This is a genomic window from Candidatus Sulfurimonas marisnigri, assembly GCF_015265475.1.
In the GTDB taxonomy this organism is placed as follows: Bacteria; Campylobacterota; Campylobacteria; order Campylobacterales; family Sulfurimonadaceae; genus Sulfurimonas; species Sulfurimonas marisnigri.
In genome coordinates this window covers 65,789-80,349 of sequence record NZ_CP054493.1, presented here as the reverse complement: position 1 = coordinate 80,349, position 14,561 = coordinate 65,789, and the positions used below count along the sequence as shown (strand labels likewise).

The 14,561-nt window shown below is 35.2% G+C and carries 13 protein-coding genes; 10 read left to right on the top strand and 3 right to left on the bottom strand.

Features of this window, described 5'->3' with window-relative positions; all coding sequences use genetic code 11:
- The first annotated feature begins 56 nt into the window (after positions 1–56).
- From HUE87_RS00400 to HUE87_RS00370, 7 genes are all read left to right on the top strand, one after another.
- A complete protein-coding gene (locus HUE87_RS00400) occupies positions 57–1,991 on the top strand; it encodes a sensor domain-containing diguanylate cyclase (protein WP_194366790.1) in 1,935 nt (644 codons plus the stop codon).
- A gap of 1 nt (position 1,992) precedes the next feature.
- Entirely contained in the window at positions 1,993–2,493 is a 501-nt protein-coding gene (locus HUE87_RS00395; protein WP_229855174.1) for a bifunctional adenosylcobinamide kinase/adenosylcobinamide-phosphate guanylyltransferase, read from the top strand.
- Positions 2,490–3,233, top strand: coding sequence for an adenosylcobinamide-GDP ribazoletransferase (locus HUE87_RS00390; protein WP_194366788.1), 744 nt, complete (start codon positions 2,490–2,492; stop codon positions 3,231–3,233). Before HUE87_RS00395 ends, HUE87_RS00390 begins: the two co-directional genes overlap by 4 nt.
- Positions 3,233–3,769 (top strand): histidine phosphatase family protein, encoded by a 537-nt coding sequence (locus HUE87_RS00385; RefSeq protein WP_194366787.1) that lies wholly within the window; start codon positions 3,233–3,235, stop codon positions 3,767–3,769. The genes HUE87_RS00390 and HUE87_RS00385 overlap by 1 nt, the downstream gene beginning before the upstream one ends.
- Complete coding sequence (locus HUE87_RS00380; protein WP_194366786.1) at positions 3,756–4,811, top strand: nicotinate-nucleotide--dimethylbenzimidazole phosphoribosyltransferase; 1,056 nt, start codon at positions 3,756–3,758, stop codon at positions 4,809–4,811. The genes HUE87_RS00385 and HUE87_RS00380 overlap by 14 nt, the downstream gene beginning before the upstream one ends.
- 96 nt (positions 4,812–4,907) lie before the next feature.
- Complete coding sequence (locus HUE87_RS00375) at positions 4,908–5,303, top strand: hypothetical protein (protein WP_194366785.1); 396 nt, start codon at positions 4,908–4,910, stop codon at positions 5,301–5,303.
- 142 nt (positions 5,304–5,445) lie between these two features.
- Positions 5,446–6,633 (top strand): diguanylate cyclase, encoded by a 1,188-nt coding sequence (locus HUE87_RS00370; RefSeq protein ID WP_194366784.1) that lies wholly within the window; start codon positions 5,446–5,448, stop codon positions 6,631–6,633.
- Here the strand turns inward: HUE87_RS00370 and HUE87_RS00365 are convergent.
- The gene (locus HUE87_RS00365) at positions 6,630–9,422 is read right to left on the bottom strand and encodes an SUV3 domain-containing protein (RefSeq protein ID WP_194366783.1); all 2,793 of its coding nucleotides are present in this window, start codon (positions 9,420–9,422) and stop codon (positions 6,630–6,632) included. The genes HUE87_RS00370 and HUE87_RS00365 overlap by 4 nt on opposite strands.
- 133 nt (positions 9,423–9,555) lie before the next feature.
- Between HUE87_RS00365 and ppsA the strand changes: the two genes are divergently transcribed.
- The gene (gene ppsA / locus HUE87_RS00360; protein ID WP_194366782.1) at positions 9,556–11,937 is read left to right on the top strand and encodes a phosphoenolpyruvate synthase; all 2,382 of its coding nucleotides are present in this window, start codon (positions 9,556–9,558) and stop codon (positions 11,935–11,937) included.
- A gap of 158 nt (positions 11,938–12,095) precedes the next feature.
- Here ppsA and HUE87_RS00355 read toward each other — a convergent pair whose 3' ends face one another.
- Both HUE87_RS00355 and HUE87_RS00350 read right to left on the bottom strand, forming a co-directional pair.
- Positions 12,096–12,665 carry an Hsp20/alpha crystallin family protein gene (locus HUE87_RS00355; protein WP_194366781.1) on the bottom strand — a complete coding sequence of 190 codons (570 nt, stop codon included), beginning with the start codon at positions 12,663–12,665 and terminating at the stop codon, positions 12,096–12,098.
- Between the two features lie 9 nt (positions 12,666–12,674).
- The gene (locus tag HUE87_RS00350) at positions 12,675–13,124 is read right to left on the bottom strand and encodes an Hsp20/alpha crystallin family protein (RefSeq protein ID WP_194366780.1); all 450 of its coding nucleotides are present in this window, start codon (positions 13,122–13,124) and stop codon (positions 12,675–12,677) included.
- 234 nt (positions 13,125–13,358) lie between these two features.
- Here HUE87_RS00350 and HUE87_RS00345 point away from each other — a divergent pair, with 234 nt between their 5' ends.
- Together HUE87_RS00345 and HUE87_RS00340 are read left to right on the top strand one after the other, a co-directional pair.
- Positions 13,359–13,943 (top strand): ferritin-like domain-containing protein, encoded by a 585-nt coding sequence (locus HUE87_RS00345; protein WP_194366779.1) that lies wholly within the window; start codon positions 13,359–13,361, stop codon positions 13,941–13,943.
- Positions 13,944–14,063: 120 nt separating this feature from the next.
- The gene (locus HUE87_RS00340) at positions 14,064–14,561 is read left to right on the top strand and encodes a rubrerythrin family protein (protein ID WP_194366778.1); all 498 of its coding nucleotides are present in this window, start codon (positions 14,064–14,066) and stop codon (positions 14,559–14,561) included.

Below are 14,561 nucleotides of genomic sequence, written 5' to 3'. Positions count from 1 at the left end.
TTATGATATTATATAAAGAAACATTTTTTAATAATATTAGTTAATAAGGAGCAATTTTGATATCAAAACTTATTCCTAAAACAAGTAAATACCACTACCGTTTTATTCTTATCTTACTATTTGTTTTTGTTGGTTTTATTATCTCAGCTGTCTCTATATTTGTAAGTGGTTATTACCAACTAAACGCAATTCATAAAGAGTTTGAAACTTCTGCAAAAAATACTCTTTTTTATAAGAAAGAGTTTATACGCTCACAGACTAATAACTTTAAAAACTATCTTACTGCGGTGGAACAAACTTCAGAGTTTGAAGCTTTTATACGTAATGATTTACAAGATATAAACCAGACAAAAGAGCATATTACCAGTATTATGATGGCTATTACCCACTCAAACCCAATAATAATGCAGTTTAGATTTATTGACAATAATGGATATGAGTCAATCAGAATTGAGAGAGACTCATCTGGTAGTGTGCCTTATGAAATAGATAAAAAAAATCTTCAAAATAAAGCAGAGCGCTATTACTTTAAAGAGACAAAAAATATTGAAAAAGATAGAGTTTGGTTTTCAAATGTAGACCTAAATATTGAACATGGCAAAATTGTGCAGCCAATTGTTCCAACACTGCGAGTAGCTAAAGCATACTATGTCAACAATGAGTTCAAAGGTATTTTAATCATTAATATTTTCATGAAAAAGATTTTAGAAGAAGCTACTGCGTCAGAACTTTTCAATATGGCTATAATTGACAAAGACTCTTATACCCTGTACAACAACCATAATGGATGCGATGAAAGCAAAAGAAAATGGACAAGATACCTTTATAACGATAAAGGCATCAGTTGTTCAATAAAAGAATACAAGAATAACTTTTTTTTAAATTTGTTTTTTCAGACAAAAGAGTCTTATATTGAAATATCTGACATAATTGAGAATGGTGAAGGGTTAAAAATCGTACTAGAAGAGAAAACTCAAAAGCTTATTGAGCACACAAAAGATATAATAGATTATATTTTAGTTATGAGTATAATAGTTTTCGGCATATCTTTTCCAATTGCCATAATACTATCGCGATATCCGCTAAGGCTTCATGAAAAGCTGGAGAAGTTTAAAAACAATTTAGTGAATAAAATAGATATTATAGACAAGTTTGTATGCATGTCTAGAACCGATATTGACGGAAATATCATTGAAGTCAGCACAGCCTTTGCAAAGCTAACAGGCTACAGCAGAGATGAGCTTATTGGAAAAAACCACCGTATTTTAAAGAGTGAAGAGACTCCTGTATCATTTCATCAAAATATGTGGCGTACTATTTTGCATGGCAAAAATTGGACGGGCATTTTAAAAAATATACGCAAAAACGGAGATGAGTATTGGATAAGAAACAATATTACCCCGATAATCGAGAATGAAAAAATAACCGGCTTTACCTCAATTATAGAAAATATAACCAGTCAAAAACTCATCGAAGAGATCTCTATAAAAGATGAACTGACACAAGCTTATAATCGCCGTTTCTTTAACCAGATGTTCCACAAAGAGCTCAGACGTGCAAGACGTAACGGCAAAATGTTTTGTGTGGCAATGTTTGATATAGACTATTTTAAAAAATATAATGACACCTACGGACATATAAAAGGGGATGAAGCATTGCAAAAAGTGGTTGCTCAGGTCTCTCTTAAACTGCAACGCCCAAGTGACTACCTTTTTAGAATCGGGGGAGAGGAGTTTATTGTCATCTATTCCGATGAGCAAAGCTTTGATGAGGCAAAAATATTTTCTTCAGAGATACTGATGTCGGTAAAAAACCTTAATATAGAGCACACTTCGAGCCTAACCGACGATGTTCTCACCATATCTTTGGGACTTTTAAATGTAACACCAGATTGCAAAATGGATGAGAGCGCAATTTTAAAACGTGTTGATGAACTTCTCTACATTGCAAAAAAGGCCGGACGGAATCAACTTGTATCCGAGGAGTGCTAGAGTGAAAAAAACTCTTTTTATAGGTGGTATAAAAAGCGGAAAATCACTTAATGCGCAAAAATACATATTGCAAAACAGCCATTTTCCTAAGCCCGTCTATTTGGCAACAACTGAGTTTATAGATGAAGAGATGCGAACAAGGGTAGAAGCTCATAAACTAAGTAGAGCAGATGAGTTTGAGACCATTGAAGAGCCGCTAGAAATACTAAAAATTGTCTCTACATGTAAGAGTTCTGTTTTAGTTGAGTGTGTCAGCATGTGGATTAATAATATGCTACATCATAAAAGAAGTTTTGAAGATATGGTTAGAGAGTTAGAGTCTGTTTTAAAGCTTGATAAAACGATAGTTTTTGTTTTAAATGATGTTGGTTGTGGCATAATACCTGACAATAAACTAGCACGTGAGTTTGTAGACATCAGCGGGAAACTATCTCAACTGATAGCTTCTGATTGTGATGAAGTCTACCACACCATCGCCGGCATATCAACGAGGATTAAATGAAAAATATTTTCAGAGGTTTCGCACTCGCACTCTCAATGTTAACTACTCTCCCTTTTTTCAAAGTTCACAATTTCCACAAAGGTATAAACGGTCATGCGGCTATGTTTTACCCTCTTATTGGGGTTTTACTAGGTTCAATCTTGTGGGCGGCTTATTTACTTTTGTCTCCATACATATCATCAACCCACTTGGGAATTCTCATTTTTGCTCTATGGGTAGTTCTCACGGGAGCTCTTCATCTTGATGGTTTTAGTGATACGATAGATGGGCTTTATGTAGACAAAAGCAAGGCTTTAGAAGTTATGAAAGAGCCACATGTAGGCGGTATGGGGATGATTTTAACAGTAACTTTTCTTATACTAAAAGCCTCATCTCTCTCTTTGTTTCTTACAGACTATGAGGAGCTGCTCTATCTTTTACCGGCAATTTTAATGCTCTCAAGACTTAATGCTGTTTTAGCAATTTACAACTACCCTTATGTAACTCCAAGCGGTATGAGCACATTGGCAAAAGAGGAACTTAGTAAAACACAAATGTTTATAGCACTGTTTTACTCTTTAGTTTTAGTCCTTATGTGGAAGGGCTTTATACTTCTTCTCGGCTCATTGTTAGTTTTGTTTGTTATAAAAAGATTTTTCATAAAGAGATACGGTGGTTTTACAGGCGACACATATGGTTTTACAATCGAAGTGACAGAGTTGGTTCTGCTTAACATTGTACTCTTTGGAATATTGTCTTAATGCAAATAACCTTAGTTCGACATGCAGAGGTGGATGAGGCATATCATAGTTGCTATAACGGACATAACAACATAGGTTTATCTGTAAGAGGTCATAAGCAGGCAAAAGAGTTAGCAAAAAGCTTAGACTCTATAAACTTTGATGCTATGTTTTGTTCAGACCTGTTCCGTGCCAAAGAGAGTATCAAATACTCTGTGCATAAAGAAAATATTATATACACCGACAAACTAAGAGAGAAGTTTTGGGGAAAACATGAGGGGATGAAGTTTGATGATATTATTGCCCAAAAAGAGATAAAGTATATAGATTTTTTGCAGTGGATTGACGCCCTTGACGGGGAGCCATACGAAGAGTATATCAAAAGGGTGAGAAAGTTTTTTTTAGAGTATCTTCCAACTCTAAACAAAGAGCATATATTGGTTGTAACTCACGCAGGCGTTATACGAGTTCTTCTGAGTATAATAAAAAACATAACACTAGAAGAAGCATTTAGCATTAAAATAGATTACGGAGATTTGATAATTGAAAACATATAATATTTTTACAAATGAAGAGGATTCTCTGCCAGTTGGCAAAGCAGACTTTCTTTTAGCTGCCTCAGTTACAAGGACATGTGAGATAGAGGGGATAACTCAGGCTGGAATCCCCGGTATGATTCCTCTTACGCCGACACTAGATGCAGAGTTTATAACAAGCCAAAAAGTTTTCTCTTTAGGGGAGCTTGCGGAGACTCCGACAGGTGTTCCAACTCCGGCTATTATTACAAGAGCGGTTCATAACCTGACACCTTTTAGCTCCATAGAGATTTTAAATCTAGGTCTTAATATATCTCCTCAAAATACTACATGTCAAAGTTTTGGCATTTCACCATCAGACTCCATCGTCACTGGTGCAAATATAGATGCAAGAGATATTTTTCACAAAGGTATGAAAGCTGGAAAAAGTTATGAACTAAAGGGTAGCTACCTAATACTTGCAGAGAGTACTCCAAGCGGAACTACCACAGCCACTGCAACTGCCTTGGCTTTGGGATATGAATGCAAGAATGACTTCTCTTCTAGTTTTTTAAATGTACCAAACTCCATCAAAGATGAAACTATCCAAAAAGCCCTCTCACTTATAAATGAAGATATGGACAAATTTGAGAAACTCTCACATGTAAGTGATAATATGCTTATCTTTTGTGCCGGTTTTTTGCTTGAAGCTTCAAGAAGATTCCATATAGTTCTAGCAGGAGGAACTCAAATGGCAGCCTGTCTGCTTGTAGCAGATGCCCTTAGAGAAGATGTTTTAATGCGGGTAAAAAGTGACAATATCACTCTAGCAACTACCTCTTGGGTGGCAAATGACGAGCACTCAGACATAGCTCATATCCTCTCTCTTCTAAGTTATAAGCCTCACGCCGTTTATACAAGCTTTTCATTTGAAAAAGCTGCCATACCAATACTAAAAAAATATGATGATGGTGAAGCAAAAGAGGGTGTAGGAGCTGGAGCATCACTTGGCTACGCTTGTGCAAATAAAACCACAAATGAAGAACTTTTAGAAGCAATTGAGTATATTTTATACACTCAGTAATCACAAATTGCAAAATAACATAGGTATATAATGTGATTTTTTATTAATTATGGTACAATAGTTTCTTTTAATTACATTATATAGGCAAGGATGATTATGAGATACATTTTACTTTTATTTATAACTACTTATCTTCTTCATGCAAACATTGTTATAGTTACCAATAAAGACTCCAATATAAATAGTTTATCCAAAGAGTCAATAAAGTCTATATACTTAGCTAAAATCAATAAGATAAATAATATAACCATTGAACCTTTACTATGCAAAAATGAAAAATTATGTGAAAAATTTGTAAATAAAATCTTAAACAAGTCAATGTCTCAATATAATAGTTACTGGACTAGATTGGTTTTTAAAGGTAAAAAAGCAATCTCTCGAAAATTTAATAACGATGAAATTGTGAAAAAACTTAATAATTTAAATACTATAGCATTTATTGAAAAAAAAGATTTAAAAGAGAACTGGAAAGTAATATATGAGGCAGATTAGCTAAATTATGAAAAAACTAATTGTATATTATAATTCATTATCGCTATTGAAAAAAAATCTTCTAGTCCCTTTAATAGGGATTATATCTATCTTACCTTTTTATTTTTTTATTCTCTCAAACACACTCAAAATGAACTCTGATATGCAAGAGATCAATGCTGAACTAATACATCTGCATGAGTGTACTTTTAATAATATATCACTTTTAGAACAAATACTCAATGAGCTAAACAGTGCCGTAGTTGCAAAAGAGTTAGATTGGATTGCTAATTCAGATATTTACGCAAATGAAATTAAAACCAATCTAGAAAAACATTTTGCTACTGATTATGGGGATGATATTAAAAGGGTTTTGAATTCATTTCAGGACTATTATATAACTGCTAAAAAAGTATCCACCAAATTAATAAACAGTAACTATAACTATGAGAATATCAACAGTGATACTGCGTTACTTGTAAAAAAATATAATAACATTTATGAGCTATTTAATAATTTAAAATTAAAGCTCAAAGATAAAATTGAACAAAATATGAATTCAATATATGAAAATTCTAATTCTGTCATATCAAACGGAAGTTATATATTTATACTTTGGCTTTCAGTTTCCATTATTGTTACAGTTTACATCTCTCAAGATTTCAAGTTTAGGATAAACCAAATTGTAGAAGAGACAAGACAAATAGCATCTGGTGATGCAGATTTTAATAAAAGACTCTGCATTGTATCCTATGATGAACTAGGAGATGTCACAAAATCTATCAACCTATTTATAAATAAACTTCATCAAGAGCATGAAGAGTTGGTTGCCACAAAGGAGGAATTGAAGAGCTTATACGTTCTTGACTCACTAACTAAACTTTACAATAGAGTTAAAATTGATGAAATTATCGACATTGAAATACAAAGAATTAACAGATATATAAATAATAGTGTCTTTTCTATAATTATCATTGATATAGATCACTTTAAATCCATTAATGACACTCATGGACACTTGGTAGGGGACACTGTTTTAGAAGAGTTTGCATTAATTTTAAAGAACAATGCAAGAGCTACAGATTATGTTGGAAGATGGGGTGGAGAAGAGTTTATTATAATTTGTATTGAGACAGATGCTAATGGTGCAATGTCAGTAGCTGAAAAGTTAAGAACGTCTATAGAAAAGTTTGATTTCACAACCGTAGGGCACAAAACTGCCAGCTTTGGAGTTGCTAGCAGCACAAAAGGGATTGATGCGAAAACTATTTTAGATAATGCCGATAAAGCACTCTACAGAGCAAAAAATAATGGTCGTAACCAAGTCATAAATTATTCAAACTTACTTTAGCTTCTCTTTCGACCTCTGGTTCCCATTGTAGTGTAGTGTCTTTTAAAGCACGACTGGCAGATACTGTACTTTGTATTAAGAGGCAAAGGCACCTGACACATTCTGCATCTTGAAGCTAAATGACTTTGTTGCAGGGATTCTTCTATGTACCTATTTATAACACCTCTAGATATACGAGCTTTATGTGCATCCAAGAAATAATCTTGAAATCTATAGCTAAGCCAAAGATAGAGTGAAATCTCTTTTACCATGTCCTCTGCACGTAAAAGTTCATCTGATGTTTGAGCAAAACTTCCAGCAAGGTGTGGTTCTACATATGAAACAGGCATATTCTTTTCCAGTGCTGTTAAGTATCTCTCAAAAGCTCCTACAATATATGGAGACTTTAAAGTAAGAGGAGCACATGCAAGATGGTATTTCGTAGCTATATCTAAATCGTAAGTATCAACTATTAAAGCAGCTTCTAACATATCATCTAAATTACCTGCTATAAATGGACCGTTAAACTCCATGTTTTTAGCAAAGAACTGCAATATTTCACTTAATGAATTTTCTTCTAAAATGCTTCCTACAAGCTTTATGTGTTCTAGATTTGCCATAACTTTAAAAGGTATAGTGATAGTTTTTGCCTCTTTAACAAAGTTCTTTTTAACTATACCCAAGACGTCTGAAGTTAAAGCTCCAACATACCCTTCTTCATGCAATCCGAACCTTCCCGCACGACCTGAAATTTGATGAACTTCTGATGGCAATAGATTTCTTTGAGTCACTCCATCAAACTTTTCAGCCTTAGAAAAAAGTATAGTTCTTATAGGTAGATTCATCCCCATGGCAATCGCGTCTGTAGCTATTAGTATCTCTGTCTCCCCTGCCCTAAATCTTCTAGCCTCTTCACGTCTCACTTCAGGAGAGAGGTTTCCATACACAACACTTACTCTAAAATAAGCCACGAAACTTTGCTTTAGTCTTAAAACATCTTTTCTACTAAAGGCAATAATTGCTGTCCCCTCTTCAACATCTTTTACATTTGTTGGAGTCTCTAGAAGTGTAAGGGGATTTTTTCTCTCAAATTCAACTATCTCAAGCTCTTCTCCAAGGTACTCCGCAAGTGCAATAATCGCATCTTTTGAATTTACAGAGCCTGTCATTATCACCTCTTTGGCAGGTGCTCCGATAATTGCATTTGCCCATGCCCATCCACGGTCACGGTCATCTAGCATTTGAACCTCATCAATCACACAAACATCGACATCAACATCAAAATTTATCATCTCTATGGTTGAGCTTATATGTGTTGCATCTACATCTAAAATCTGCTCTTCACCTGTTATAAGAGATGCTGATATGCCTCGCTCTTTGAGAGACTCATACCCTTCAAGTGCAAGAAGCCTAAGAGGAGCAAGATAGTAGCCTGTATCAGCATACTCCAGCTTCTTCATCGCCTCGTAAGTTTTACCGCTATTTGTAGGTCCTATGTGAAGTGTGAGCTTTCTTCTCATACTTCTAGCCTGAGGAAAGAGGTTTTTAAAATCTCTAATCGTTCTTGCAAGCAGAGCATGTCTCTGTTTTTTAATTATCTGGTCATGAGTGCTGTGGACAAACCTTCTTACTGTTTTTCGTATTACTTTTGGTGTTATATTTAAAGATTGTGGAAGTAAGTCAAGCAAAAGGCTATAAACTCTTGAATGCAGTTCCAGCTCACTAAGGTGCAGAAGTGTCGCATATTTTCTGCACTCATCTACTATGCTCTCTAAGTCATTTAAAAACTGATTTTCATATTCATTTTTTGATTCTTGAATAACCTCACTAAAGTCCAGCTCTTCAGATTTCCAAATATCTTCTAAAAGTGAATTCAGGGCTACATGTAACTCTAAATTATACTCATGTTCTTTATCTGAATGTGGAAGTTTAAAAATCTGTTTTAGCCCGACTAAAAGCTCTTCATCATGAACTTCTATTTCAACAACTCCAAGTGATTTTTTCATTATATCTTCAAGTACACTGTTTTTAATCATAGGGTAAGATAGCTTCGTTTTTGGAGGTGAAGCACGCAGGGCACTTGCTATCTCTTTTTGCGTTAAATGCTTATGAGGGTCTGGTAAATTTTTTATAAAGTTGTTTATCTCATCTTGCTTAAGGGATACAACTCTCTCTTTCTCTTCGCTAATCTCACTAATGAGCACCGACTCATCTGTATCTTGAAGATACTCGTAATCATATTGCTTAGTGTTTAACGTAAGTATTTTATGAAAACTTTGAGCATAAAGAACATAGTGCAAAGAGGCATTAAACTCCAAAGAGTCATCTATATCAAAAACGCCATCAAGAGCTTTTTGAAGTCTCTCCTTTTTGATGCTAAATCGAATGTGACGAAGTTTTGACTCCACCTTGCTTGTAGTAATCTTCTTACTTCTAACTTCAGCATATAGCTCATGAAGCAGAGCTGCCTCATCATTAGATACATTCAGCTCTTGCAGGATTAAATCTATTTTCTCTTCTCTATCGAGATTTGGTTCTTTAGGAGCATTTGATCTGTAGACAGTACCATTTGAGGCAAAAAAGTTTAAAACATCAGCGCGGAACTCAACATCTGCTTCACTCCATATCATTCTAGCTGTTTTTATTAATAAATCTCTATTATGCTCAATATCATAGATGCCAAGAGTGTGAAAAAGCTCACTTAAGGTCTCAGAACTTACCCTCTCGATTCCAACATCAAAAGGGTCATCATCAAAGTATTTTCTGATTTTCTGATTTATTTTACTATTTTTTTTATTTTTTTTAGACATGTAAAATTGTAGCCAAAAGTCATAAGTTTTATGACAAGCTGTGCTTAACTTTTTTTATTATATTTTTGTTTTAGCCTTTATAGTAACCATTGATTATGATAAAATAGTATTAAATATTTTTAAAGGTTATATTATGCAATATATTCGCTTCTTTAAAGAACTTACAATAGATGATATTCCAACGGTTGGCGGCAAAAATGCATCACTTGGGGAAATGTATAAGAATCTAACTGTTAAGGGAATAAACATTCCTAATGGTTTTGCTACAACAAGTGAGGCCTACTGGTTACTATTAGAAGAAAACAATATAAAAAACTCAATTACAGAGATATTGAGCGACCTTGATATCTCTGACACTGAGAACCTTCAAAAAAGAGGTCTGGCTGTTCGCAGACTAATTCTTGATTCACATCTTCCAAAACAATTAATTGATGAACTTCAAGAGGCATATAAAACTCTCTCCCAAGAGTATGGTCTAGACAGTATTGATGTTGCTGTACGTTCATCAGGCACTGCAGAAGATTTGCCAGATGCAAGTTTTGCAGGACAGCAAGAGACCTTTTTAAATGTTAACACAACTGATATGTTACTTGAGAGTGTTAAAAGGTGCTTTGCATCTTTGTTTACAGACCGTGCTATAAGCTACAGGACAAGTCGTGGTTTTAACCACCTTAAAGTTGCCCTCTCAGTAGGTGTGCAAAAGATGGTTCGTAGTGATAAATCATCAAGTGGTATTATGTTTACAATTGACACAGAGAGTGGCAGCGATAGTTTAGTGCTCATTAACTCTATATGGGGACTTGGTGAAAATGTAGTCAGCGGACGGGTAAATGCAGATGAATTTTTCATCTTTAAACCTACTCTGAAAAATGGCATAGAGACTATCTTAAAACACTCTCTTGGGAGCAAAAAAGAGAAGATGCTTTATGCTGATAATGGAGATAGAACGTACAACGTCCAAACAAGCAAAGAGGAGCAAAACAGTTTTTCAATTAATGATAGTGAAGTTATTAGCTTGGCCAAACAGGCGATAATTATCGAAGATCACTACAATTGTCCTATGGATATCGAGTGGGCGAAAGATGCAAACGATAGCAAACTATATATTGTTCAAGCAAGACCTGAAACCGTAAAAAGCAAACAAAAAAATGACATAAGCATTGAGAAATATTCTCTTGCTCTGACGGAAGATGCCAAGATACTTGCATCCGGACGTGCTGTTGGCGATAAAATCGGCAGAGGGAAAATAAGAATCATAAATGATACATCTGAATTTGCCTATTTTAATGAGGGTGAAGTTTTAGTTGCCGACACTACAAACCCTGATTGGGAACCTATCATGAAAAAAGCATCAGCAGTTGTAACCAACCGCGGAAGCCGTACATGTCATGCTGCAATAGTTGCTCGTGAAATTGGAGTACCTGCCGTTGTTGGATGTACTAACGCAACAGATGTGTTAGAGAGTGGTGTTAGCGTTACTGTTAGCTGTTCTCAGGGAGATGAGGGTTACATATATGAGGGTGAACTCCCATACTCGGTAAATAAAATTGATATCAGCAATCTTACCCCCACTAAAACTAAACTTTATATGAATGTTGGCAATCCCGCAGAAGCTTTTAACCTTGCCAAAATGCCTAATGATGGTGTCGGACTTGCCCGCATGGAGTTTATTATGACTAATTCCATAAACGCCCATCCAATGGTGCTTGTAGATATGCACAAAGGAAAACCGGTTAAGGATGATGCCAAAATCCGCACTTTTATGACTCCATTTAGAGATTCAAAGGAGTTCTTCTTGCAAAAATTAAGCGAAGGTGTCGGCACAATTGCGGCCGCTTTTTACCCGAAACCGGTAATTATAAGATGCAGCGATTTTAAGAGTAATGAGTACCGCAACATGCTTGGAGGTCTTGCTTATGAGGCAGTTGAAGAGAACCCTATGATAGGGTTTCGTGGGGCTAGCAGATACTATGATAAAAGCTATAAAGAGGCTTTTGAGTGGGAGTGTGAAGCATTAAAACGGGTACGTGACGATATGGGTCTTAAAAATATTAAAATTATGATTCCTTTTGTTCGCACACCGGATGAGGGTAAAAAAGTTATAGATATCATGAACTCAAAAGGGCTTATTCAAGGGGTAAATGGACTTGAGATATATGCAATGTGCGAAATACCGGCTAATGTTATCTTGGCAGATGAGTTTTTAAAAATATTTAACGGCTACTCCATTGGCTCAAACGACTTAACGCAGCTAACGCTCGGGATTGACCGTGAGAGTTCAAAGATAGACCATATATTTGATGAGAGGAATGAGGCTGTCAAGAGAATGCTAAAGATGGCTATTGATGCTTGCAAAAAAGAGGGTAAGTACATTGGCATCTGTGGTCAAGCGCCATCAGACTACCCGGAGATTACAGAGTTTTTAGTAGAAAACTCTATCGACTCAATATCCCTAAACCCTGACTCACTCTACAAAATGCATAAAGTGGTTACAGATTTGGAGACTAGGTCTTAGATAGTTTTACGGCAGAGCCATATATTATAATGCATTAGATTCCAAATCAAGTTTGGAATGACGGTGGCTTATGTTTGCAGTGATGTCGGTCTATTCGTCACCCTGCTTAAGCCTTTTGTCACCCTGAACTCGATTCAGGGTCTAATTTAAATAGTGCCCTACTTTTTTGGAATTGTAACAGTTAGCACACCATCAATGTAGTCACTTTTCATCTTTGAAACATCGGCATCATCTGCAAGAGAGATAGTTCTCGCAAACTTTTTCACATACCGCTCTTTACTTATGAAACTTGTAGAGTTGCTATCTTTAGACTCACTCACCTCTGCTTTTATTGTCAATAAGTTATTTTCCACTTTTATATCTATATTGCTTTTCTTAACGCCTGGAATATCAGTTTTAATAACATACTCTTCACCGCTTGAGAACATGTCAAGCAAGGGCTTATATGAGAAGTTCTCAAAAGCCAATTTAAAAGAGTTATCGTTAGCAAAAAAAGAGTTGAATCTACCAAAAGCCCTGTCAAACTCCTGTTGCATTGTTTGAAATTCCCTAAAAGGATCGAGCCTGACAATACCTGGACTTTGCAACAACTCTACTGCGACTGAACTTTTGCTGTGGCTGGAGCCATCAATAGTGTTTTTGAGCTCATATATCATGTACCCCTGCCACAACAGCACAACAATAAGTATAGAACCTATAATTTTTAAAGTATCATTAATAGAGTTCATTATGAAAACCTATTTTACTTTTATTTTCTTAATATCTTTTTTACTTTTTTTGACATCAACTTTAGGAACAATCACCTCAAGAACCCCGTCTTTTGATGATGCACTGATATTTTCAGCATCTACATTGTTTGGCAAAGTGAAATTTCTTTGAAACTTCCCAAATGATGTCTCTACCTTGTAATAATCTTCCTCTTTTACCTCTTTTTTAAAATTTCTCTCTCCGGAAATTTTTAATACATTATCTTCAACATCCACTTTTATGTCATCTTTTTCTACACCGGGAAGATCCACGTCAACATGGTATGCAAACTCACCCTCACGTGTATTCACTACAGGGACAAAACCTGAAATTGACGACTCAAAATCTAAATCCAACTTTGGAAACGCACTGCTAAGATTGTAAAATCTTTTATTAATCTCTTTCAAATCTTGGAACGGGTCATATTTTGTAATTAGCATAGCTAACTCCTCACTAGAAATTTAGTAGAAAGTAAAGGTAAAGGTAAAGGTAAAGGTAAAGGTAAAGGTAAACAATAAAATACCAACACTTAAATTCTACGTCAGGAAGTATAAGGTAATAAATATTAAAATAAAATAAAATTAAACAATATTAATTATCTTTCACGCCTTGCTTATACTTAACTAACTCTCTTATATTATACTTACTATGACAGTAAATAAAAGGGATGTATTATGAAAACTAAAATTACAGATTTCACACGTAGAAAATTTATGAGAAGTTTAGGTGTAGGTGTCGTAGTTGTTGCGTCTTCTGCATTTGCGGCAGGTGGTAGAAAACGGGGTGGTGGTACTACTATTGAGTTGACTGATGAGCAAAAAGATACACTTTTCTTTATTTTTCAAGAAGAAAAAGTGGCGAGAGATGTTTATATGACTTTAGGTAAAATATATACGCAGGAGACTACTTTTGCAAACATCCAGATTTCAGAACAAGAGCATATCTTATCTGCACAGGTACTTTGTGAGCGTTATGGAATTGACACATCTAGTGTAAACCTATCACTTGATGAGAATTATGTTGGGCAGTTTGAACTTCACAGTATGCAAGAGTTGTATAATCAGTGTATTGAGCTTGGCCAAGTCTCTTTACTTGAAGCACTAAAAGTTGGTCGTCTTATTGAGGTTACAGATATTGAAGACCTTGACAAAGCAGCAGAGGGAATGCCGTCTGATGTTGTAAATACTTACGAAAACTTAAAAAATGGAAGTTTGAGCCACTTGGATGCTTTTGAAAAAGCTATAGCAAGAGCAAGCTAATTTACTCAAGAAAAAGATGACACATTAAAATAAAAAATAATTATTTTCATTTAAGTTCAACAGAGATACAATAACTCAAAGAGTATTCTTTTTTTTTATAAATTATTTTAAGGAAGTGTTATGCCAACTACAGAAGAGAACTTAGATACCGCATTTTGCGGAGAGAGCCAAGCGTATCAAAAATATAGTGCTTTTGCTAAAAAAGCACAAAAAGATGGTTTTGCAAATATTGCAAAGCTATTTCGTACAACAGCGGAGGCCGAGAAGATACATGCCGAGGGTCACTTAAAAGCGATGGACAAAGTTGGTTCAACCATAGAAAATCTCGAAGCTGCTATTGGCGGAGAGACTTATGAATTTGAAGACATGTACCCTCCAATGCATGAACAAGCAGTTAAAGACAACCATAAAGCAAAAAAGATGTTTGGCTATGCGCTTGAGGCTGAAAAAGTACATGCAGAGCTTTACCAAAAAGCACTTCAGGCTGTAAGAGATGGAAAAGATTTAGACGAAGTAAATATCTATCTATGCCCTACATGTGGTTATATAGAGTTGGGTGAACTACCTGAAAAATGTCCAGTATGTGGAGTTCCAGGCTCTACTTTTACTCAAATATAA